This is a genomic window from Spiroplasma endosymbiont of Nephrotoma flavescens (assembly GCF_964030835.1).
Classification (GTDB): Bacteria; Bacillota_I; Bacilli_A; order Mycoplasmatales; family Nriv7; genus Nriv7.
This window is the reverse complement of sequence record NZ_OZ034982.1, coordinates 212,564-236,525: the sequence shown is the minus strand read 5'-3', so window position 1 is coordinate 236,525 and position 23,962 is coordinate 212,564. Positions and strand designations below refer to the sequence as shown.

At 26.6% G+C, this 23,962-nt stretch carries 26 protein-coding genes; 4 read left to right on the top strand and 22 right to left on the bottom strand.

What is annotated here, in order from left to right; genetic code table 4:
- Positions 1-19 precede the first annotated feature (19 nt).
- The 4 genes from rpoE to ychF all read right to left on the bottom strand — a co-directional run bounded on the left by rpoE (position 20) and on the right by ychF (position 4,664).
- Entirely contained in the window at positions 20-448 is a 429-nt protein-coding gene (rpoE, locus tag AAHN02_RS01400; RefSeq protein WP_342277920.1) for a DNA-directed RNA polymerase subunit delta, read from the bottom strand.
- Positions 449-467: 19 nt separating this feature from the next.
- Positions 468-1,688: an HD domain-containing protein gene (locus tag AAHN02_RS01395; protein ID WP_342277919.1), complete on the bottom strand. Its 1,221-nt coding sequence runs from the start codon at positions 1,686-1,688 to the stop codon at positions 468-470.
- A 4-nt stretch (positions 1,689-1,692) separates the two neighbouring features.
- Positions 1,693-3,150, bottom strand: coding sequence for a glutamate--tRNA ligase (gene gltX / locus AAHN02_RS01390; protein WP_342277918.1), 1,458 nt, complete (start codon positions 3,148-3,150; stop codon positions 1,693-1,695).
- Positions 3,151-3,581: 431 nt separating this feature from the next.
- On the bottom strand, positions 3,582-4,664 hold the full coding sequence (ychF, locus tag AAHN02_RS01385; RefSeq protein ID WP_342277917.1) for a redox-regulated ATPase YchF: 1,083 nt from the start codon (positions 4,662-4,664) through the stop codon (positions 3,582-3,584).
- Positions 4,665-4,818: 154 nt separating this feature from the next.
- Between ychF and AAHN02_RS01380 the strand changes: the two genes are divergently transcribed.
- Positions 4,819-5,763 (top strand): IS30 family transposase, encoded by a 945-nt coding sequence (locus AAHN02_RS01380; protein ID WP_338966716.1) that lies wholly within the window; start codon positions 4,819-4,821, stop codon positions 5,761-5,763.
- Positions 5,764-5,789: 26 nt separating this feature from the next.
- On the opposite strand, the gene AAHN02_RS01375 is transcribed toward AAHN02_RS01380, so the two are convergent.
- The 5 genes from AAHN02_RS01375 to AAHN02_RS01355 form a co-directional block, all read right to left on the bottom strand.
- Positions 5,790-6,692, bottom strand: coding sequence for a ParB/RepB/Spo0J family partition protein (locus AAHN02_RS01375; RefSeq protein WP_342277916.1), 903 nt, complete (start codon positions 6,690-6,692; stop codon positions 5,790-5,792).
- On the bottom strand, positions 6,664-7,452 hold the full coding sequence (locus AAHN02_RS01370; RefSeq protein ID WP_338967619.1) for an AAA family ATPase: 789 nt from the start codon (positions 7,450-7,452) through the stop codon (positions 6,664-6,666). Before AAHN02_RS01370 ends, AAHN02_RS01375 begins: the two co-directional genes overlap by 29 nt.
- Positions 7,453-7,550: 98 nt before the next feature.
- Complete coding sequence (locus AAHN02_RS01365; RefSeq protein ID WP_338966716.1) at positions 7,551-8,495, bottom strand: IS30 family transposase; 945 nt, start codon at positions 8,493-8,495, stop codon at positions 7,551-7,553.
- A gap of 161 nt (positions 8,496-8,656) precedes the next feature.
- A complete protein-coding gene (locus tag AAHN02_RS01360) occupies positions 8,657-9,286 on the bottom strand; it encodes an IS30 family transposase (RefSeq protein ID WP_342278176.1) in 630 nt (209 codons plus the stop codon).
- 126 nt (positions 9,287-9,412) lie between these two features.
- Positions 9,413-9,607, bottom strand: a complete 195-nt coding sequence (locus AAHN02_RS01355; RefSeq protein ID WP_342277710.1) for a helix-turn-helix domain-containing protein — start codon at positions 9,605-9,607, stop codon at positions 9,413-9,415.
- Between the two features lie 240 nt (positions 9,608-9,847).
- On the opposite strand from AAHN02_RS01355, the gene rnhC reads away from it, so the two are divergent.
- Entirely contained in the window at positions 9,848-10,717 is an 870-nt protein-coding gene (gene rnhC / locus AAHN02_RS01350) for a ribonuclease HIII (RefSeq protein WP_342277915.1), read from the top strand.
- A 38-nt stretch (positions 10,718-10,755) separates the two neighbouring features.
- Entirely contained in the window at positions 10,756-11,274 is a 519-nt protein-coding gene (locus AAHN02_RS01345) for a ferritin-like domain-containing protein (protein ID WP_338966731.1), read from the top strand.
- Positions 11,275-11,305: 31 nt separating this feature from the next.
- Here the strand turns inward: AAHN02_RS01345 and AAHN02_RS01340 are convergent, their stop codons facing one another.
- From AAHN02_RS01340 to AAHN02_RS01300, 9 genes are all read right to left on the bottom strand, one after another.
- Complete coding sequence (locus tag AAHN02_RS01340; RefSeq protein WP_342277914.1) at positions 11,306-11,779, bottom strand: dCMP deaminase family protein; 474 nt, start codon at positions 11,777-11,779, stop codon at positions 11,306-11,308.
- Between the two features lie 3 nt (positions 11,780-11,782).
- Entirely contained in the window at positions 11,783-13,153 is a 1,371-nt protein-coding gene (locus AAHN02_RS01335; protein WP_342277913.1) for a hypothetical protein, read from the bottom strand.
- 49 nt (positions 13,154-13,202) lie between these two features.
- On the bottom strand, positions 13,203-14,129 hold the full coding sequence (locus AAHN02_RS01330; protein WP_342277912.1) for an RluA family pseudouridine synthase: 927 nt from the start codon (positions 14,127-14,129) through the stop codon (positions 13,203-13,205).
- A gap of 1 nt (position 14,130) precedes the next feature.
- Entirely contained in the window at positions 14,131-14,676 is a 546-nt protein-coding gene (gene lspA / locus AAHN02_RS01325; RefSeq protein WP_342277911.1) for a signal peptidase II, read from the bottom strand.
- Complete coding sequence (ileS, locus tag AAHN02_RS01320; protein WP_342277910.1) at positions 14,676-17,417, bottom strand: isoleucine--tRNA ligase; 2,742 nt, start codon at positions 17,415-17,417, stop codon at positions 14,676-14,678. Before ileS ends, lspA begins: the two co-directional genes overlap by 1 nt.
- Positions 17,418-17,679: 262 nt before the next feature.
- Entirely contained in the window at positions 17,680-18,282 is a 603-nt protein-coding gene (locus tag AAHN02_RS01315; RefSeq protein WP_342277909.1) for a deoxynucleoside kinase, read from the bottom strand.
- 22 nt (positions 18,283-18,304) lie between these two features.
- On the bottom strand, positions 18,305-18,661 hold the full coding sequence (locus AAHN02_RS01310; RefSeq protein ID WP_342277908.1) for a hypothetical protein: 357 nt from the start codon (positions 18,659-18,661) through the stop codon (positions 18,305-18,307).
- Positions 18,662-18,953: 292 nt separating this feature from the next.
- Positions 18,954-19,145 carry a hypothetical protein gene (locus tag AAHN02_RS01305; protein WP_342277907.1) on the bottom strand — a complete coding sequence of 64 codons (192 nt, stop codon included), beginning with the start codon at positions 19,143-19,145 and terminating at the stop codon, positions 18,954-18,956.
- Positions 19,108-19,455: a hypothetical protein gene (locus AAHN02_RS01300; protein ID WP_342277906.1), complete on the bottom strand. Its 348-nt coding sequence runs from the start codon at positions 19,453-19,455 to the stop codon at positions 19,108-19,110. Before AAHN02_RS01300 ends, AAHN02_RS01305 begins: the two co-directional genes overlap by 38 nt.
- Positions 19,456-19,654: 199 nt before the next feature.
- Here AAHN02_RS01300 and AAHN02_RS01295 point away from each other — a divergent pair, with 199 nt between their 5' ends.
- On the top strand, positions 19,655-20,599 hold the full coding sequence (locus AAHN02_RS01295; protein ID WP_342277905.1) for an IS30 family transposase: 945 nt from the start codon (positions 19,655-19,657) through the stop codon (positions 20,597-20,599).
- A gap of 158 nt (positions 20,600-20,757) precedes the next feature.
- Here the strand turns inward: AAHN02_RS01295 and AAHN02_RS01290 are convergent, their stop codons facing one another.
- From AAHN02_RS01290 to AAHN02_RS01275, 4 genes are all read right to left on the bottom strand, one after another.
- Entirely contained in the window at positions 20,758-20,976 is a 219-nt protein-coding gene (locus AAHN02_RS01290; protein WP_342277904.1) for a hypothetical protein, read from the bottom strand.
- A 141-nt stretch (positions 20,977-21,117) separates the two neighbouring features.
- Positions 21,118-21,495 (bottom strand): cell division protein SepF, encoded by a 378-nt coding sequence (locus AAHN02_RS01285; protein ID WP_342277903.1) that lies wholly within the window; start codon positions 21,493-21,495, stop codon positions 21,118-21,120.
- Between the two features lie 2 nt (positions 21,496-21,497).
- Complete coding sequence (gene ftsZ / locus AAHN02_RS01280) at positions 21,498-22,685, bottom strand: cell division protein FtsZ (RefSeq protein WP_342277902.1); 1,188 nt, start codon at positions 22,683-22,685, stop codon at positions 21,498-21,500.
- Positions 22,686-22,727: 42 nt separating this feature from the next.
- Positions 22,728-23,960 carry a hypothetical protein gene (locus tag AAHN02_RS01275; RefSeq protein WP_342277901.1) on the bottom strand — a complete coding sequence of 411 codons (1,233 nt, stop codon included), beginning with the start codon at positions 23,958-23,960 and terminating at the stop codon, positions 22,728-22,730.
- Positions 23,961-23,962: the final 2 nt, after the last annotated feature.

Genomic DNA, 23,962 nt, shown 5'->3' with positions numbered 1-23,962 from the left:
CCTTCTTTAACTCTAACAACTAGTTATTTTCTTCCATTTCTTTTTCAATTTCATCTCAATCAACTTCATCTTCTTCATCATCGCTATCAATTTCTAATTCATCTTCTTCATCATCAATACTTTCTTCAAAAGTATCATCAACTTCATCAATAATTTCAGTAACTTCTAATTTCTTAGGATCAATATCATCATTAATAGCAAATAAAAATTCTAATTGTTTCTTAATTTCATCATACTTATAATCTTGTCGTAACCCCCATTCGTTATCCTGAATTAACAAAAAACGATTATCCAATACCATATCAGTATATAAATTAACCATTTCTTTTGCTTCAGCTTCAATTGGTGTTTCCTTGGCAATCTTAACATAATCATAAATTTCTTTAAAACCAGCGTGTTTTCGCTTAATAAGAAATTCATATGCCAGATCAACTAAAGACTTATTCATATATTATCTCCTTCTAAATCTATGTTTGTACTAAAACTTCTTTTGGTAATAATACATATTGTTGTTTTTCAACTTGTTTACTACTTTGTTCATTAGTATTAATCAATTTAGATTTTTTTTCTAAATTAAATACTAGATCATTTTTATTAACTAATTTAATTGGTTGCTCCATTAAGTTTTGCTGATATAATGTTGGCTGATTAAATTCTTCAATAATTAAATAATAATCTAAATCATAATTTCCTGCAACTAACAATTTTTGATAGTTTTTTAAATCATTAGCATTGACATTAGGAATTAATTTAAAAAATCTTCGATTAACAATGCGGTCTGTTAAATCTTGCAAAATATTATCTTCTTCTTTAGCTAATAAACTAAAAAGACTCATTAAACTATAATCATCAAGTTGTAAATAATGACTTACATTTAATTGTTCGGAATTATTTTCTTGTAATAAAGGTACAACTAAAGCAATATCAGTTTTAAACTTAAAATTTTTTGTAAATAAATATTTTAAGCGTTTAAAAATATTTACTAATAAATAATCAAAACTAATGCCAACTTTATGATTATAAATTTGCCAATACATATGATAACGACCTAACAAATAATTTTCAATTGCAAATAATGCTTTTTCATCATAAACAATTTCATTATTAATAATTCGTAAATTTTCCATAATTCAATCAATATCAAAATTTCCATATTCAACACCTGTATGATAAGAATCTCTTAACAAATAATCCATCCGATCACAATCAAGTTGGGAACTTACTAATGATAAAAGAATTTTATTAGGATGGGTTTTAGCAATAATTTGACAAACAGCTTGCACATCAATATTAAATGCTTTTAAAACTTGATTAATTTGCGATTGTTCATTTTGAATAATGGCAATTGTTCATTGTTCATGATTAATTGGCGAAACTTTTTCAAAACTATGAGAAAAAGGACCATGCCCTAAATCATGTAATAAACCAGCAATTTTTGTTAAAGTTTTTTCTTCATTAGATACATTATCAAAACTAGAATTTCTAAAAATTTTATCAATTAAATAATAAACTCCTAATGAATGACTAAAGCGATTATGAACAGCACTAGGAAAAACAAATTGTCCACCACCTAATTGCAAAATTCTTCTTAAGCGTTGAAACTCTTTACTATTAATTAAAGCAATAATAACTGATTCTTGAACATTAATATTACCATAAATACTATCACGAACCATTCATTGACTCATCATCTTACCCCACCTTATTAAATATTTCTAATATTTCATTAATATTATTCATTACTTTTTTTTGACCTAAAAGTTTAATTGTTTTTACTAATTGTGGTCCTACCATTCGTTTTGAACTAGCAATTCTAATTGGCATCAATAAGTCTTTACCTTTAAGATTTTGTTCTTTTTTAATTGTAGTAATAATACCATTAATACTATCATCATCTCAATGCTTTAAATTTTGAATTAATTGCTTAAAATTATTAATGACTAATAAAACATCATTAGTTTTTAAATATTCAATAACTTCCGTAGCCACAATATCATCTTCAATAAACATCGCAACTAAACCACTTATTTGTTGTCCATAAATTAATTCTTGCTGATACAAAGCAACTACTTCTTGTCATCAAACTAACGGATATGCTTTTATTTCATAAACTTTACATAAAAATGGCAAACATAATTCTCAGTAAGCAATCGCATCTAATTTTTGAATATACTTATTATTAATTCAATTAAGTTTATTAACATCAAACAAACTACTAGATTTACTAAAACGATTTTCATCAAAAATAGCAATTAATTGCGATATTGAATAAATTTCTTGCGTATCTGGTGGTGATCAACCTAATAAAACAAAAAAATTAAATAACGCTGCTGGTAAATATCCTAATTCGCGATACTGACTAATAAATTGTACAATTGTTCCATCGCGTTTTGACAATTTTTTCCGATTTTCATTAACAATTAATGGTAAATGACCAAAAATTGGTGGTGTTCAATTAAAAGCTTCATAGACTACTAATTGCTTTGGAGTATTAGATAAATGCTCCTCACCTCGTAAAACATGACTAATTTTCATTAAATAATCATCAATAACAACAGCAAAATTATAAGTCGCCACCCCATTTGATTTAATAATAACAAAATCACTAATATCTTTACTAGCAAATATTACTTCTTTTCGTACCAAATCATTAAGAATATAAGATTTATTTTCTGGAATTCGGATTCTAATACTTGGTTTAATCCCTAAAACTTCTTTTGCTTTAATATCACTAATAGAAAGACTTCAACATTTACCATCATAACTTGGCGCTATTCCTTGATCAATTTGCTTTTGTTTCACTTGACTTAATTGTTCTGCTGAACAATAACAATAATATGCTAAATTATTAGTAACAAGCTCATTAGCATATTTAATATAAATTTGTAAGCGCTCAGTTTGTTGATATGGACCAAAATTACCTAATGTATCAATAGTTTCATCAATAACAATATTTAATCATCGCAAATTATCTAATTGTGACGCAATACCACCACTAACATTTCGTTCTAAATCAGTATCTTCAATTCGCACAATAAATATGCCATTATAATGTTTAGCAAATAGATAATTAAAAATTGCTGTTCTGGCACCACCAATATGTAAATATCCTGTTGGACTAGGTGCATAGCGTAATCGTATTTTCTTCATCCAGTATCTCCATTTCTTTTAATATATAAAAAAATAAATTAGTTTTTAACTACTAATTTATTTTACACTATAATAATTACTTTATTGTACATAAAAATGCTCAATGGTCGCGTTTAGTTTTCTTAGGTATTTTTTAAAAAAGAAAAAATAGTCATTTACTATAAATTATTTCAATATGCAAATTAAGTATATATTTCTTATGTATGATTTTTGTTGTAAAAAATTATTTTAATGTTGTTTTTATAAGCATTTTACTTAGTTTTTATAACCTTTTATTAAGAATATGTTTGTTAAATATTAAAAATTTTGTTTTATTAATTATTTTTCAAGTAAAAAGGTAATAAATTTTTAGTTGCTTTTCTTTCAAAATTATTCAAATCTTTACCCACCTAACAAAACTTTATGCGCCCATGCTCAATAACTTAAAGACTTTAAACATTAAAACGGAAATAACAAATATCACCATCAGAAACTAAATAATTTTTCCCTTCAAATCATAACTTTCCTGACAATTTAACGGCATTCTCACTACCATATTTAACTAAATCATCATAACTATAAACTTCTAATTTAATAAAACCACGAGAAATATCAGTATGAATAATACTAGCACATTCAACAGCTTCCATACCACTTTTAAATGTTCAAGCACGAACTTCTTTCTTACCAGCTGTAAAAAATGTTGATAAACCTAATGTGCGATATGTTTTTGAAATCATCTGATCTAAGCCTGATGTTTCTAAATTTAATGATTTTAAAAACTCTTCTTTATCATTATCTTCTAACGATGAAATTTCTAATTCTGTTTTTGCACAAATAACAATAACTTGTGATTTCTCAGCAATAGCATAATCCTTAACTTTTTCAACTCACTTATTAGTTTTATCCACTAAATCTTTTTCACTAATATTTGCAATATACAAAATTGGTTTACTAGTTAAAAAACTATAATGTTTAATCAAATTAACTTCTTCAACTGTTAATTCTAAACGCCGAATCGGTTTACCATCAAATAACGCTTCTTTAATTTTCTTTAATAAATTAATTTCTTTCAGTAAAACTGGATTTTTATCATTTTTAACAAGTTTTTCTAATTTTTGTAATATTTTAATAACGATATCATAATCTGCTAAAATTAATTCTAAATTAATAATTTCAATATCTCTAATCGGATCAATCGTAGTTTCAACATGATTAACATTACTATCATCAAAACAACGCACAACTTCACGAATATGACCTAAAAACTTATTACCTAAACCATGGCCTAATGATGCCCCTTTAACAAGTCCCGCAATATCTGTAAACTCAAAATTATTAGCAATAACTTTCTCAGGTTGAAAAATTTCTTCCAACTTATTAAGTCTACTATCGGGTACTTTAACAATACCAACATTAGGATTAATCGTTGTGAAAGGATAATTTGCAGCTTCAACTTTAGAATTGGTAATGGCATTAAATAATGTTGATTTTCCAACATTAGGTAATCCAACAATTCCTGCTTTTAAAGACATAATTTCTTTATTCCTCTTTCATATTTAATATTTAATTAATAAAAATGCTGAATTATACTTGTAAGTGCAAGTAAATAAAATTGCAAAAGATTTCATATAAAAATTTCATGATGCTAAGTTTATTTTAGAAAAAGTAAATTTAAGGAGTTTTTATATGGGATACAAACATCTTGGCATAGATGAAAGAATTTATATTGAGAATCAATTGAAATTTAAAGTAAAAATTAGTGAAATAGCTAAAAATCTTAATCGAAGTATTAGTACTATTAATCGAGAAGTTAATAGAAATAAAGATAATAATCATTATTTTTCATTAATTGCACAAAATAAAGCAGAAAATAGAAAACAATTACATGTTTATTTTCATAAATTTAAAAATAGAGAATTAGTAAAATATGTACAACAAAAATTATTATTAGGTTGATCGCCTGAACAAATTTATGGCAGAATTAAAAATTTTCATCAAGAATGAATTATTAGTTTTAAAACAATTTACAATTGAATTTATTCTGGATTACTTGAAAAAGTTACTAGTAAAAATTTAAGAAGAAAAGGTAAGAAACGAAAATCTCAAGAAAATCGGGGTAAATTTAATGGTAAATCCATTAAAGAACGAAATGTTAATAATCGCATAACTCTTGGCCATTGAGAAGGTGATACTGTAGTATCATCACGAGGTAAAAGTAAATCATGTTTAATAACTTTAGTTGAAAGAACATCAAGATTTACTTTAGCAATATTAGTTGAAAATAGGACTACTAAAGTTATTAACAAAAATATTAGTCATTATTTATCAATTCTTCCAAATAATCTTGTTAAGACTATAACATTTGATAGGGGTAAAGAATTTGCTAATTGACAACAACTTGAAAAAAATTTAAATGTGAAAATTTATTTTGCTGATGCATATTCACCTTGACAAAGAGGTACTAATGAAAATACTAATGGTTTAATTAGAGAAAAATTTCCTAAAAAATTTAATTTTTCAAACACTACTAAAAATGCAGTTCATAAATTTATATTGTCTTTAAACCAAAGACCAAGAAAAATACTAAATTATCTTTCGCCAATCGAATATTTGGTTAGAAAAATAATTTAGTTGCACTTAACTTTACAATTTGGCATTTAAATAATTTTAAGAACTTCCAAAATGCGATTCAAATCTTTATCATTAGAAAACTTAATGATAATACGATTATCATCAATGACAACCTTAGTTCCTAAAATTCTAATCATTTTTTCAGCGACAGGTGCATATTCTCACTTTGGCAAAACACCAACTTTTTGTTCATTTTTATCTTTCTTACCAATTTGTAATTGATAGGCCCGAACAATATCTTCAACCTTTCTAGATGTTAAATTTTCTTTAAAAATGCGTTCACTTAAACGAGAAACTAATTCCATATCATCTTGTAAAGCTAATAATGGCTTCACCTGCCCCATCGTTAATTGACCATTTAAAACATAATCTTGGATTTTTTGCGGTAAATTTAAAATTCGCATAATATTAGCAATATGTGACCGTGACTTTCCGACTTGCATTGCCACTTCACCTTGCGTTAAGTTTAATTTATTCATTAAATCACGATATGCTTGTGCCTCTTCAATGGTATTTAAATCAACTCTTTGAATATTCTCAATTAAAGCAATTTCCATCATTTGTTTATCAGATAAATTAATAATAATTGCTGGAATATAAGTTAATCCGACCTTTTTACAAGCCCGCATTCTTCTTTCTCCCGCAACAACTTCATAACCATTAATTGATTTCTTAACAATAATTGGTTGAATAACCCCATGCTTAACAATTGATTGTCCTAATTGTGTAATCTCAGCATCATCAAAAACAATTCGTGGTTGATAAGGATTACTACGAATTTCATCTAATGAAATTTTAACCGCATTTTGCTTAATTTCATCATTGGCTTCAATTTCACTAATTAAATCATTAATTTCTTCACCAAAAATCTTATCTAATCCTTTAACCGATAATCTTTTTTTAGTTATTAATTTGTTGTTCTGTGCCATTATTTAGCAATACCTCCTTAACTAGTTCCATATAAGCAATTGCCCCCGATGAATTTTCGGCATAACTAAAAATATCATCCCCATTTGATGGCGCTTCCGATATTTTAATATTTCGCGGAATATAAGTTTTATATACTTTCTCTTTAAAATACTTTTGTGCTTCTTGCATTACTTCATACGATAACTTTGTTCTAGTATCAAACATTGTTAATAAAATACCTTCAATAGTTAAATTTTTATTACTTCTTTGTTGAACAAATCTAATTGAAGTTAACAATTGCGTTAATCCTTCTAAAGCATAATATTCAGCTTGAATCGGAATAATTACTGTATTAGATGCACTTAACGCATTACGATTTAATAATCCTAATGATGGTGGACAATCAATAATAATATAATGATAATTATTAAGAATACCTTTTAACTTATCCAACAAAATATTTTGCTTATCCTTAGATTGTTCTAATAAATGTAAATCAGCACTTGCTAATGATAATGTTGCTGGTGCTAAATCAACATTTTGACAAACATTTTTTTGAATAATTTCACTAAGAGCAATATCATTAACTAAAACATCAAACATACACCTTTCAATTTTACTTTTATCAGCACCAATTCCTGTTGTACTATTTCCTTGTGGATCTAAATCAATCAGCAAAACTTTTTGTCCATATCTGCCCAAACCAGCAGCAAGATTTATTGATGTTGTCGTTTTGCCAACACCACCTTTTTGATTAGCAATTGCAATTACTTTAGCCATAAATTTTAACTTCCTTTTTTAAGATTCCCAAATATTTTACCTAATTATATTAACATTATAACAAGAGTTTATAAGCCAAATTGTAAAGTTAAGTGCAACTAAATTATTTTTCTAACCAAATATTCGATTGGCGAAAGATAATTTAGTATTTTTCTTGGTCTTTGGTTTAAAGACAATATAAATTTATGAACTGCATTTTTAGTAGTGTTTGAAAAATTAAATTTTTTAGGAAATTTTTCTCTAATTAAACCATTAGTATTTTCATTAGTACCTCTTTGTCAAGGTGAATATGCATCAGCAAAATAAATTTTCACATTTAAATTTTTTTCAAGTTGTTGTCAATTAGCAAATTCTTTACCCCTATCAAATGTTATAGTCTTAACAAGATTATTTGGAAGAATTGATAAATAATGACTAATATTTTTGTTAATAACTTTAGTAGTTCTATTTTCAACTAATATTGCTAAAGTAAATCTTGATGTTCTTTCAACTAAAGTTATTAAACATGATTTACTTTTACCTCGTGATGATACTACAGTATCACCTTCTCAATGGCCAAGAGTTATGCGATTATTAACATTTCGTTCTTTAATGGATTTACCATTAAATTTACCCCGATTTTCTTGAGATTTTCGTTTCTTACCTTTTCTTCTTAAATTTTTACTAGTAACCTTTTCAAGTAATCCAGAATAAATTCAATTGTAAATTGTTTTAAAACTAATAATTCATTCTTGATGAAAATTTTTAATTCTGCCATAAATTTGTTCAGGCGATCAACCTAATAATAATTTTTGTTGTACATATTTTACTAATTCTCTATTTTTAAATTTATGAAAATAAACATGTAATTGTTTTCTATTTTCTGCTTTATTTTGTGCAATTAATGAAAAATAATGATTATTATCTTTATTTCTATTAACTTCTCGATTAATAGTACTAATACTTCGATTAAGATTTTTAGCTATTTCACTAATTTTTACTTTAAATTTCAATTGATTCTCAATATAAATTCTTTCATCTATGCCAAGATGTTTATATCCCATATAAAAACTCCTTAAATTTACTTTTTCTAAAATAAACTTAGCATCATGAAATTTTTATATGAAATCTTTTGCAATTTTATTTACTTGCACTTACAAGTATAATTCAGCAAAACTAATACTTATTAATAAATAAATATGCCAAATTGTAAAGTTAAGTGCAACTAAATTATTTTTCTAACCAAATATTCGATTGGCGAAAGATAATTTAGTATTTTTCTTGGTCTTTGGTTTAAAGACAATATAAATTTATGAACTGCATTTTTAGTAGTGTTTGAAAAATTAAATTTTTTAGGAAATTTTTCTCTAATTAAACCATTAGTATTTTCATTAGTACCTCTTTGTCAAGGTGAATATGCATCAGCAAAATAAATTTTCACATTTAAATTTTTTTCAAGTTGTTGTCAATTAGCAAATTCTTTACCCCTATCAAATGTTATAGTCTTAACAAGATTATTTGGAAGAATTGATAAATAATGACTAATATTTTTGTTAATAACTTTAGTAGTTCTATTTTCAACTAACATTGCTAAAGTAAATCTTGATGTTCTTTCAACTAAAGTTATTAAACATGATTTACTTTTACCTCGTGATGATACTACAGTATCACCTTCTCAATGGCCAACAGTTATACGATTATTAACATTAACATTTCGTTCTTTAATGGATTTACCATTAAATTTACCCCGATTTTCTTGAGATTTTCGTTTCTTACCTTTTCTTCTTAAATTTTTACTAGTAACCTTTTCAAGTAATCCAGAATAAATTCAATTGTAAATTGTTTTAAAACTAATAATTCATTCTTGATGAAAATTTTTAATTCTGCCATAAATTTGTTCAGGCGATCAACCTAATAATAATTTTTGTTGTACATATTTTACTAATTCTCTATTTTTAAATTTATGAAAATAAACATGTAATTATTTTCTATTTTCTGCTTTATTTTGTGCAATTAATGAAAAATAATGATTATTATCTTTATTTCTATTAACTTCTCGATTAATAGTACTAATACTTCGATTAAGATTTTTAGCTATTTCACTAATTTTTACTTTAAATTTCAATTGATTCTCAATATAAATTCTTTCATCTATGCCAAGATGTTTGTATCCCATATAAAAACTCCTTAAATTTACTTTTTCTAAAATAAACTTAGCATCATGAAATTTTTATATGAAATCTTTTGCAATTTTATTTACTTGCACTTACAAGTATAATTCAGCTAAATAAAATCATTCATAATATTTTATCATTCTTTAACCTCCTTTTTGCATATAAAAAGCAATAAATTTTGGGTTATATTTATACGCCAACAAAAATTATGATAATATTTAAGAGTGAAAGAAGGGAATATGATGGCAACTTACAGTTTACAACTGAGTGAAGAAAATAAAAACCAAGTAATAACCTATTATGATGCCTATAAAGTACCTGTTAATAATCCTAACATTATTGCTAAATACAAATACCATAATATAACTATTTTATTATATCGTTCTTTAAAAATCGTTTTCCAAGGTGGTGATGAAGATGAAGTTAAAACACAATGAAACAAATGAAAACCAGAGATGATATTAAAAGAACAAATTAATATTATTGGCAGTGATGAATCAGGCGTTGGTGATTTTTTTGGTCCCTTAGTAGTAACAGCCTGTTATATTAAAGAAAAAGATTTAGCATTAATTAAATCATTAAAAATTCGTGATTCTAAAGTCTTATCAACAATACAAATTAATATTATCGCTAAACAATTAATCCAACAATTAGAATATAGTACTATCATCATTAATAACCGCCAATACAATAAGTTATATGAAATATATCAAAACAGTCATATTTTAAAAACCATTGGGCATCATCAAGTAATAAGAAAACTTGCCAATAAAGTTAACTGCAAAAAAGTAATTATTGACCAATTTGTTAACAAAAAAAAATATGAAGAATATTTAAAAATTCTTAATGTTGCTGATAATGATTTAAAGTTATCATTTACAACCCACGCCGAAGATAAATTTCTTGCTGTCGCATGTGCTGCCATTATTAGTCGTTACTTCTTTTTAAAAAGTATTAAACAATTAGAACAAGAATATAACCGGATTTTTCCTTTGGGTGCTAGTACAATTGTTGACAAAGCCATTGCGAAAATAAAACAAGACGGTCTTGAAGATAAGGCAATTGACTTTGGAAAATTACATTTTATAAATTGAAAAAAAGTAATAAAATAAATTAGTAATAATAAATCTACTCATCAAGGAGGAAAAAAATGAATCCCAATATTCATAGTCTATTAAATAAATATGCTGATGACCATAACAAACTACAATTAGATTGCTATGTAATGTCTTCCGTTAGTAACACGCTTGGATTTCCCGGAGCAAGTACTTGATTTCAAATTCAAGCACAAGATGAAGTCTTACATACAAGAAAAATATATAATTATTTAATTGGTCGGGATGAAATACTTATTGTTAATCCAACCCAACCAGAAGCACATCATGAAAAAAGTTTATTAGAATTAATGGAAAAATATCTGACTTACAAACTGCAATTTATTGAAAAAACTAATACTCTAATTGCAACCTGTCAAGAAGCCAAAGATTTCCTAACAATTAAATTTCTTGACTGATTCCTAATTGATTTCTACGAAGAAGTTGAACTCGCAAAAACCTATATTGATAAGATTAAAATGTCTAATAATAACTATTATGGTATTGATAAGCACCTTGCTAAACGCGAAGAACCGGATACTCTAAAAGTTATCCTTCCCTATACTGACAAATAAAAACTACGCTATAGCGTAGTTTTTTTACTAATTAAACCTTTATTGTAATTTCGCTAAACGCCAATTTCTTTAACACCACAGTAGCATCACTTAACATTCTTTTAGCAGCGATATTATTTTCGGTATTTTCATATTTATCTTCTTCATAAATAATGGTTTGAATTCCCGACTGAATAATTGCTTTTGCACATTCATTGCAAGGAAATAAACTAACATAAATAACACTATTTTCTCATTTAACTGTGGCACTTAAAATCGCATTCAATTCCGCATGAACAATATATGGATATTTTGTTTCTAAAAATTTTCCTGTCCGAGCTCAAGGATAGTTGTCATCATCTAAAAGTCGTGGTAAACCATTATAACCAGTAGCAATTATTTGCTGGCGGTCGTTAACAATACAAGCACCAACTTGCGTATTAGGGTCTTTACTCCTTAAAGCAGAAACTTTAGCAACACTCATAAAATATTGATCTCATGTTAAATAACATAAGCGTTTTGACATCATCTATCTAAATATACCAAAAATATCTAATTTTTCCTGTGAAATTAAACCTAGCTTAACATAATCTTCAAGAATTGTATGAGTTCAACCATCTTCATCAGTAAAAAAACGATTATTAGTTAAATACAAAATTAATACCACTAACACTAATACTAAAACAACAACAACAGCAACACCGCGCTTTCATTCTCATGCTTGCTTAGCATAACCTAAAAAATAACTAATAAAAAAACTAACGAAAAAAGTCAAAACTAATGGCATTGCTAAACGGTCACCACTTGAAATAAATGTTACCAACATAAAAACTGTTGGTAAAATTAGTCTTCTGCGAACAACAAAAGCTGAAAAATCCTTTTTAGTAAAACTAAAAATATAAAGTGGTGGAATTACCATTCATGCTCAATATAAAGGTCCTGTTAAAATATTTGGTATCTTTTGCGACTTAAAATGATACATCGCACTAGCAACAACTGAATGAGTAAAGCCAACAATTACTGTTGTACAAAGAATAATTAACCCTAACTTTCATGGTTTATAAAATGACTCAACTAAACGAGCACAATAAAAAATAACTAAACACGATAAAAATAAATTAAACATATTGTCACCCGCTAATGGATAAACTATTCATCGCCAAAACTGACCAGCTTGAAAAATTAAATGTTTATAAGAACCACCTAACATTAATTGTGACTCAAATCCCCCATCAATTAAACTATTATCATTTTTTCCTTGCAAAATCTCACGAATTTGTGGCACAAAAAATGGCACTAAAATTGGTAATAGCAAGGGAATAAATGTAAACACATAAGCTAAAAATATATTTTGCTTAGTTGTTAAATTATGAAAATCCTTCATTCGTTTTTGCAATAACGAACCTTCTTTTAAATCATCACTAGTAATTGACTTCGGATCAAAAACTTCGTCATCATTACTAGGTTTTTCTTGAAAAGTAATGGTTTCAATTTGATCAATTTGTGAATAAATTGGTTTCAATTGCGCAACTAAAGTTTCTGGATTAACAAAAACAATCCCATCGTTATTACTAAAAAGCAATGGTTCATGAATAACTTTAGTTAATACAATTGTTAATACTTGTAATTTACTATGACTACTAGTAGCAATTTCTTTACGAAAACTATCAATATCTAACTGATTTTGTTTTAAATCTTTTGCCGATCACATCTCTGAATGATTAAAATAATCCAAAATCTTAATAACTTGATAACTCTTATTAAATAAATTAATTAAATATAAATTATGTTCTTTATTTCGCTTTCAGCGTCATTTCCGCTGATGAATTTGATATTTTTCAATTTGTTTAAAATACTCAACTAATTGCATTTTTAAAATATCAAATGTATTTCTTTCCATTGTCATACTCCCTTATTAGATAAAGCTTATCACTAAGTGATTAAAAACCTTATTGTAAACTATCTAACCTTGTTTTAAAAGATTCTGGTAATTCACAATTCAACTGCATTTTTTTACCACTAATAGGATGAATAAATGCAATCTCATGAGCATGTAAATATTGTTCATAAGGTTCATCTAAATCTTGTTTAATTCCATATAAATGATCTCCTAAAATAGGATGTTTAATAGAACTTAAGTGAACACGAATTTGATGTGTTCTTCCTGTTAATAACTCACATTCAAGAAAAGTAATATTACTTTCTAAAAATCTTTTAATAACATTAAATTTAGTTTGAGCTGGTTTACTATTTTTAAAAACAATCGCCATTCGTTTACGATTTTTAGGATCACGACCAATGGGACCATCAATAAAGCCATTCTCTTTATTAATAATACCACGAACAAGAGCAAAATACTTTCTAGTTAAAGATTTATTTTGTAACTGACTAGTTAACTTTTGATGAACAGAATTACATTTAGCAATAATAAGTAACCCTGTTGTATTTTTATCTAAACGATGGACAATACCTGGTCTTGCGATATCATTATCAGATAATTTAATATCTTTAGCTAATAAAATATTAACTAGTGTATTATCTCAATTACCAACTCCGGGATGAACAACAAGATTTTTTGGTTTATTTATTACCAATAAATACTCATCTTCATAAACAATATCTAAATCTTTTTCATCAAGATTTTCGCCTTGTCAAGATTTCTCTTCTTGAAAATTAATTATAATCACATCATCTTGCTTAACATTATAGTTATTAGTAATAATTTGATTATTAACAATAACTTTTTTATTAGTAATTAATTTTTGAATTTGACTACGAGAAAGTCCTCTAATTGTAGAAAATTTTAATTGCAAATACTTATCAATTCTTTTAATACTTGGTGTATCTTCAACAATAATAACTAATTTCTTTTCCATCTTATTGTTCTCAATAACTAGTTATTGGTGTTAAAATAATTGCAAAAATAATTACCATTGTTCCGCCAACCACAAACATATCGGCAATATTAAAAATTGAATATGGTGGAAATAATTGTCAAAAAAAATAATCAACAACACCTCATTCAACAATTTGATTTGAAAACCGATCACCAAAATTACTTAATGCACCCGCAACAATTAATGCTAAACCAATATTCATCATTGTTGTTTGGGCAAATAAAAATCCTACTAAAATTAATAAAATAATAATACTTTGCACAACAACCATTAATTGAGGATTTTCAGCACCAATTCCAAATGCCGCTCCTGTGTTATATGCTAACTCTATTTGAATAAATCCTGGTAAAAAATTAACCATTTCATTTTCATTTAAATTATTAATAACAACATTTTTAATTACAAAATCAATTAAAATCAGAATAAAAATACCTATTAACAATAATAATTTTTTCTTTAAATTTCAAGTATAATTACTGAAATATTCCTTAACTGAATTTTTTCACTGTTTTAAATGACGATTCATTATTTATTTTCCTCTAATTTACTAATAACCTTTTGACAACGAGAACAAAGTTCATCCATCGTAACACTCACAATCATTCAACAACGAACACACTTATCACCAAGTTTTAATTTTACCGCAATTTTAGCCGTTGGATACTGAACACCCTCACTTAAATTATTAGTAACAATTAACTCACTAATAATAAACATTTGTCCTAAATTATTTATTGTTGCTAACTCTTGATAATTATCATTTAACTCCATAATAACTTGAGCTTGTAAAGACTTACCAATAATTCTTTCATTTCTTGCTAGTTCTAATGCCTTATTAACATCTTCGCGTAATTGTAAAAGTTTATATCCAATATTTTTAATTTCCTTAATATTTTCAAATGTTGGTAAGACAACCATATCCATTAAATGAATTGAAGATAATTTATTTGTTAACGGTAAATACTCATAAACTTCTTCACAAGTGTGAACTAAAATTGGTGCCAAATTAAACAATAGCGTTTGTAAAATATAATAAATTGTTGTTTGTACTTGTTTTCGACGCATACTATTTGCTTCTTCAATATACAAAATATCTTTAGTAAAATCAAGATAAAATGCTGAAAGGCTATTAACAATAAAATTATTTGTTAATACATATACTTCATTAAAATCATAATTATTATATGCTACTTGGGTTGCTTGATGATATTCTTGAGTTTTAACTAATAAATACTGATCAACTATTTCATACTCTTTAACAATATGTTCTAATTTAAAATCAAATAAATTTCCTAACATAAAACGCATTGTATTACGAATCTTACGATAGGTTTCACTAACTTGTTTTAAAATATCATTACCAATTTTCATTTCATCAGTATAATCAACTGATGAAACCCATAATCGTAAAATATCACTGCCATAAGTATTACATACTTCCAAAGGGTCAACAACATTACCTAATGATTTTGACATTTTTTTACCTTTTTCATCATTAATAAAGCCGTGAATAATTACTTGTTCATAAGGAGCTCGTTTTAATGGACTAATAACACCCGTAGTTAATGAAGAATTAAATCATCCCCGAAACTGATCACTGCCTTCTAAATAAAGATCCACAGGATATTTTCAATGCTTTTGTTGCCACAAGTTTCAATGCGAAATTCCACTATCAAATCAAACATCCATAATATCAGTTTCTTTACGAAACTTATCATTAGGGGCTTGATGATGCACATAATTTTTTGGCAATAACTTATCTAATGATCAACTTCATCAAATTGCTGTTCCATATTGCGCAATTAAATCACGAAAATGTTTAATTAATGCCACATCATAAATCGGTTCATTATCTTCACCATATAAAATAGTAATCGGTACTCCCCATAATCTTTGACGCGAAATACATCAATCATCACGATGCATAATCATCTGACGCATTCTTTCTTGCCCTCAAACTGGTAAATATTTAACTTGATTAATTTGTTCCAATAATTGTGATTTAATCGCACTAATAGCAACAAACCATTGTTCAGTTGCACGATAAATAATTGGCTTTTTAGTCCTTCAATCATGAGGATAAGAATGCTTAATAAAAGATAAAGCTAATAATCTATTGTCAGCTTTTAATCTGGTAGTAATAATTTTATTAGTATCTTCATAAAATTTACCATATAATTGTTCATCATTAATTATATCAGTAAAATAACCAGCATCATCAACACTAACAATTGGAGCAGTATTATTTTGTTGACCAATAATAAAATCATCAACGCCAAAACCACAAGCAGTATGAACTAATGCTGTCCCCTCAGTTAAAGTAATATGATGTCCTAAAACTACTTTATTAATAATATTGCTATATAACGGATGAAAATAAGTAATACCAACTAAATTAGCTCCAATTAATTGTTTAATAACTTTAACATCTAATAACTGACATTGTTCACTAACTTTTGCTAATAATTTCTTAGCAACGACCAATTTACCTTGGTTGGAGTTAATAACAACATATTCAATATCTTTACCAACAGCAATAAATTGATTACTAGTTAATGTTCACGGTGTTGTCGTTCATACTACTAATCGTACATCATTATCTAAAACACCATTACCAGCTTTCAAATCACAAGCAACAAAAATACTTGGTGATGTCTTTTCCATATATTCTACTTCTGCTTCAGCTAACGCTGTCTGACTACTTGGTGACCAATATACAGGTTTTAATCCCCGATAAATAAGCTTTTGTTCAATCATCATTATTAAAAAATCAATTTGATAACCTTCATATGTGGGAACACAAGTAATATATTCATCATTAGGAATATTTAATAACCCTAAACGAGCAAATTGTTGCTTTTGAATTGCTATTTGCTCTTGAGCATATTCATAACACTTATTACGAAATAAAACTGGATCTGATTTTTTTCACTCAATATTTAACTTAGTAACTGCGGTTTCAATTGGTAATCCATGTGTATCTCAACCAAATAATAATGGTGCATAATAACCATTAAAACTATGATTTCGCACAATAATATCTTTTAAAATTTTATTCAAAGCATGACCAACATGAATACTACCATTAGCATAAGGTGGTCCATCATGTAAAATAAACTTTTTACCAAATTCATTTTTCAATAAAATTTGTGACCATAATTGTTCTTTTTGCCACTTTTGCTGATAATGCAGTTCTTTATCTTTTAAATTAGCTCGCATTTCAAACATAGTTTGTGGCATTAACAAAGTACTTTTTCAATCACGCATCTACAATTCTCCTTTTTTTAAGAAATTCTCTTACTAACCTTAATAAACATCCAAAATCTAGTTTATTGACGACAAAATGTCTAACAACTGAAACAAAATAATATCACATTTATTAGCGACATTAAAACCTTCCCTAAATGAATTTATCGTGCACAACTAAGCAATCATTAGATAATCATTTCACAATAAATTATAACACTAACCTAAAATAACAAAAAGTAGAAGGTAAATATTTATTATCTTCTACTTAATGATTTATTTTTTATTTTAATTTACTAATAATAATATTAGTTATTTCATCAATTGACTTATCATCACTTTCAATAACTAAAAAATTAAACTTAGTTTTATATTTTTCATATCATTGTTCATACTTCTCATTTAATAAAACTCAATAATTTTCATCTACTAATAATTCACTAGTTCGGCCACGAACTTTTATGCGCTGAATCGCCGTTGCTGAAGACACGCGTAAAAAAACAATTAAGTCCGGAGTAATTAAATTATCTAAATAAATACTTTCTAAAACCACATTGTGATAAAAGTCACAATAAACTTGATAATCAATATCATTAATAAGTTGTAAGTCTTTTAACACTTCAACAAAAATAACATCTTCCATCACACTACGATCAAAAATTACATTTGTTTTACCCTTAGTTAATTTTAATTGCTGACTTCGTGCCATTAACATATATACTTGCATTTTAAAAGCTGTTTGTTGCGGATTGCGATAATATTCATCCAAATATGGATTTTCCTTTACTGGCTCATTCATTAATAAATAATCGACATATCTTTTTGATAATTTTTCACTAATAGTTGATTTGCCAGCCCCCACGACTCCTGATAATATAATTCGCATTTATTTAAACTCCTTATTTATGTTAATCTTGACTTTCATTTTTAAATTTATCACTGACAACCGTCGCTTCTTCAGTTGTTGTTATTGATTCTGATTGGTGAGCCAGTAATATTTGTTGACAACTACTTTTTGATGTTAAGAACAACAAATTCATTGTAACAATTATTTTATTTAAAATTAATTTGTTAGATTTTTTTGCTTGTTTTTTAGTAGAAAAAATTTTAACTAAATTACTACTTATTTTTAATAAAACTTTACTCATACTTCTTCTGATTAATGAACAATAATTAAAGATAATATCTATTTCTGCAAGTTCTACTGTACTACCAGCGATAGCAATAATTGTTATGTTGCTTAACAACTTTAAAATTTTTGCCATTTTTTATCCTCCCAAATAAATATATTTATCTAAATATTATTATTTATTTTACATTTTTTATCATTTTTTATCAATATTTTATTTAAAAATATTATTAAGAAAATTAATCCGTTTGAATGAACTTAATTACAAACATTTTATCGTTCCAACACTTGTGGTATTTTAATTCAAACTGTTTCGTTATTTGGAATCTTGTCCTATAATATCCTTTAAAAATTCATTTCATTTTTGTTGTTCTACTAATTGTGATTGTTTAATGACAAAACCATCATTAACCAAAACCTCAGTATCATTATTTTGTTGTTGTGATGTTTGTAATATCCTTTAAAAATTCATCTCATTTTTGTTGTTCCAATGCACTACTCTCATAATGAAAAATATTATTAAAATCAATTAATTCACTATCTTGCGAATTAACCGCTTTTAATTTTGAAAAACTGCCATATTTACCACCACATTTTAACAACAGTAATATTGTTAGCATAATGCAGTAAAGTATTACCAAAACTATCTTGTGCATTAACATTAGGATAACTTCCTAGTAATAATTTAATAACATCAGGATTAACATCAGTACAATTTTCTAGTAATAATTTAATAGCAGCACCATTAGGATTAACACCATTACCGATTAATAATTTAATAATATCAGCATTCTTAATTTTAGGAATTGATTTTATTATTAAATTATTGTCAATATTAGAATTAGCACCATTTTCTCTTAATAACCTAATAATATCAGAATTCCTAGTTTTCTGAATTGGTCTAATGCCTTTATTTATTATTGACAGCATTAACATCAGCACCATATGCAATTAAAATTTTAATATTAGCAAAATTTTTAGCTCGATGTAATGGGTCTCATCCAAACTATTTTTAATATTAGCTGAATTATACTTGTAAGTGCAAGTAAATAAAATTGCAAAAGATTTCATATAAAAATTTCATGATGCTAAGTTTATTTTAGAAAAAGTAAATTTAAGGAGTTTTTATATGGGATACAAACATCTTGGCATAGATGAAAGAATTTATATTGAGAATCAATTGAAATTTAAAGTAAAAATTAGTGAAATAGCTAAAAATCTTAATCGAAGTATTAGTACTATTAATCGAGAAGTTAATAGAAATAAAGATAATAATCATTATTTTTCATTAATTGCACAAAATAAAGCAGAAAATAGAAAACAATTACATGTTTATTTTCATAAATTTAAAAATAGAGAATTAGTAAAATATGTACAACAAAAATTATTATTAGGTTGATCGCCTGAACAAATTTATGGCAGAATTAAAAATTTTCATCAAGAATGAATTATTAGTTTTAAAACAATTTACAATTGAATTTATTCTGGATTACTTGAAAAGGTTACTAGTAAAAATTTAAGAAGAAAAGGTAAGAAACGAAAATCTCAAGAAAATCGGGGTAAATTTAATGGTAAATCCATTAAAGAACGAAATATTAATAATCGCATAACTCTTGGCCATTGAGAAGGTGATACTGTAGTATCATCACAAGGTAAAAGTAAATCATGTTTAATAACTTTAGTTGAAAGAACATCAAGATTTACTTTAGCAATATTAGTTGAAAATAGAACTACTAAAGTTATTAACAAAAATATTAGTCATTATTTATCAATTCTTCCAAATAATCTTGTTAAGACTATAACATTTGATAGGGGTAAAGAATTTGCTAATTGACAACAACTTGAAAAAAATTTAAATGTGAAAATTTATTTTGCTGATGCATATTCACCTTGACAAAGAGGTACTAATGAAAATACTAATGGTTTAATTAGAGAAAAATTTCCTAAAAAATTTAATTTTTCAAACACTACTAAAAATGCAGTTCATAAATTTATATTGTCTTTAAACCAAAGACCAAGAAAAATACTAAATTATCTTTCGCCAATCGAATATTTGGTTAGAAAAATAATTTAGTTGCACTTAACTTTACAATTTGGCATTTATCCTCTCTAATTTAAATTTATAAACAAAATAAAAAAATAACAAAATCTTATATAAACTTGTTATTTTTGCTTTTAAGTTACAATACCATAACTTAATATTAATCAATTATGCAATAAAAATTGTTAAAATTATGAATTATTTTTAACTAATTGTTCTAATTCAATTTTAAAGTTATAAGCAATATTAATGGCTTTAGCAAAAATAACATTAGCATTTTGATTAGCATTATTAATAATTTCATTTTGTTTAATATGCAAATTTCTTTGCAAATCATTAATATATTTTTCTAAAGTATAAATTCGTTGTTTTAAAATATTATTTTCTTGTTTTAATTTATCAATCACCATTTGTTTCTCATTCAATATATATTCTCTGGAATAATTCATATTCATCACCTATTAAAATCATAACATAAAAAAATAGACACCAATTATGCCTATTAAATATTTATTTTACATAAAAATCTCTGATCGCTAAAATAATAACTATTAAAAATTTTCATTACTAATAAAAACATAAGCACAAGCATCAATTTTTTGAGCTTTACCTTGCAAAGTATAAATAACACCACCTAAAAACTCTAAAGTGCGTTTGCGATCAATTGGTGATAAATTTGCAACATTAACAATTAAATTTTCACCAGCAACTAAACGGTCTGCTAAAGCAACAACTTGAGCATAAGCTTCTAATTCATATTCTAATAATGGTTTTGTTAAATTCTCATCAACTGCTAATGACTGCACAGTAGGACTTAAATCATTATCTTGAAGCCTCATTGTTGAATGTAACTGTGACAATATTGGATTAGATTGACTGTCATCATTTTGAACCAATATTGCTGATTTTTTTTGTCTTCTTTTGAACATCATTATCGCCCTCTTAAAAATGGTGGTAAATCATCATCATTACTTAATTCCTCTTGTAAACCATCTGGTGATGGTTTAAAATTACCAACTCTTTGCGGTTTATAAATAACACTTCGTTCTTGCAACTGATCATTTTCATAACCAAAATTAGACAAATTTTCTGCTCCTACGGGGCGAAATCTTTTTAATCGGGCTTCTTCAATAACCTGAGGATTAGCTTTCTCAATTTGTCTTTCATCAAAACCAGTAGCAATAACCGTAACAATCATCTCATCATCGAGATGTTCGTTCACAGCAACACCAAAAATAATATTTACTTCACTACCAGCAGCTTGACGAACAATATCAACAGCATCATTAGCATCAAATAATGACATAGTATTACCACCTGTAACATTCACAATCGCATTTTGAGCTCCTTTAATTGATGCTTCCAATAATGGTGAAGAAATCGCTTTATTAGCAGCTTCAATAGCTTTATTTTCACCAGTGCCAATACCAATACCAAATAAAGCACTACCTTTACTTTCAATGACTGTTTTAACATCAGCAAAATCTAAATTAATTAACGCGGGAACAGCAATTAAATCAGTAATTGTTTGTACTCCTTGTCGTAAAATATTATCAGTTTCATTAAATGATTCTGTTAAAGGCACACCACCAATTACTTGCAATAACTTATCATTAGAAATAATTATTAATGAATCAACATGCTTTCTTAATTCTTCAATACCTTGAACAGCATAAGAACTTCTTAAACGACCTTCAAAAGTAAATGGTCTTGTAACAATAGCAATTGTTAAAGCACCCAAATCTTTAGCAATTCGGGCAATAATTGGTGCCGCTCCCGTACCAGTTCCACCACCCATCCCAGCGGCAATAAAAACCATATCAGAATTTTCTAACATCTTTTTAATTTCCGGTTCAGTTTCAATTGCTGCTTGCTTACCAATTTCTGGATTAGCACCTGCTCCTAAACCTTTAGTTAATTGTTTGCCTAAAATAATCTTTTCACGAGCTTTAGAAACGCTTAATACTTGAGCATCAGTATTTGCAACAATGAAATCAACACCTTGAACTCCTGCCTCGATCATGCGATTAACAGCATTGTTTCCAGCTCCACCAACACCAATTACTTTAATATGAGCTACTTGATCATATTGTTCTTCTAGTTGAGTATCATTATTCATTTCTCTTCATCTCCTCTTTATGAATTAAACCGGCAAATATTACTAATACTTATGAACATAATCTAACTTATGATTCTTAGGTATGTTCGGATATTGTGGTTCTCTACTTATTCTATCAATTGAAAATACTTTTTCAATAGTATTTTTGTTTAATAAGTGTTGATAATAAGCATTACCAATAAGTCCTGACCAAATTTCATCATTAGCACCAATAATATTAGAATTATAAAACCGTAATGATGCTAAATTACTATTTTTATTAATATAATTAACAAAACCAGCAATCTTCATTACTTCACCCAAAAACACAATTGGCAAATTTCTCGCTTTCAAAATATGTGCCAAATGCTCCGTAATTTTAATTAAAACTGCCTCAACACGACTAATAATAATATTTTTTAATGTTTGATGACTATACTCCAAATATTTCTTTTTCTCATAATCATATTTAGAGTAAATAATCTTATTATCCAAAAAATTATTATCAATATTAATAATTTTATGTAAATAGTCTTCAGCAACATCTCATGGACATTGCAAAGCATATTGTAAATCAGCAATAAGATTTTTAAACCCATAATCAATAATATTTAAATCATACAGTGTTTCTTTAGCAAAAATACTTACTTGCGTATTATCATAATTTCAATCAATAATAATTGCTCCCTCTTGTAATTCTTTGCGAGAAACTATTGCTCAAGCATGACAAAAAGGCATTAAAACTAAAGATAACAACTCTAACTTACTATAATTTATTGCTTCTAAATGTGAATTATAAACTTCTTTTTTAATTGTATAGACTAACGAATTAACCGCAACACTTGTTGCTAACTCATCAATTGGCGGGTATGGTAGCTTTTTCTGCCCATTAACAATAAATTTATATGGTCGTGTCAAACAAATAACTTCATCATTAGCAAGAGAAATATTTTTACTCATTGCAATCAAATTACTAATATCTTCATTAGTAATCCGATGTTGTTTGCGATTAATTTCAATTATTGCTTGTCCCTGACGAATAGTTAAACCATTACTTACTAAATTCAAAGCCACGCGTTTAATTTGAATTGCTAATTGCAAATTAGCCTTTTTAACCATCATATTAATAAGTTTACCGACAATTTTAGGTTCTAATACAACACCATTATCACAAAAATTACCATTTTGCATATGATTAAACAAAACATTAAACTGTGATTTATGATAACTAAAAACCATAAATTTAATGCGTTTAGTATCTATTTCAATAACTGCATAAAGCTCTTGATTAATCACTA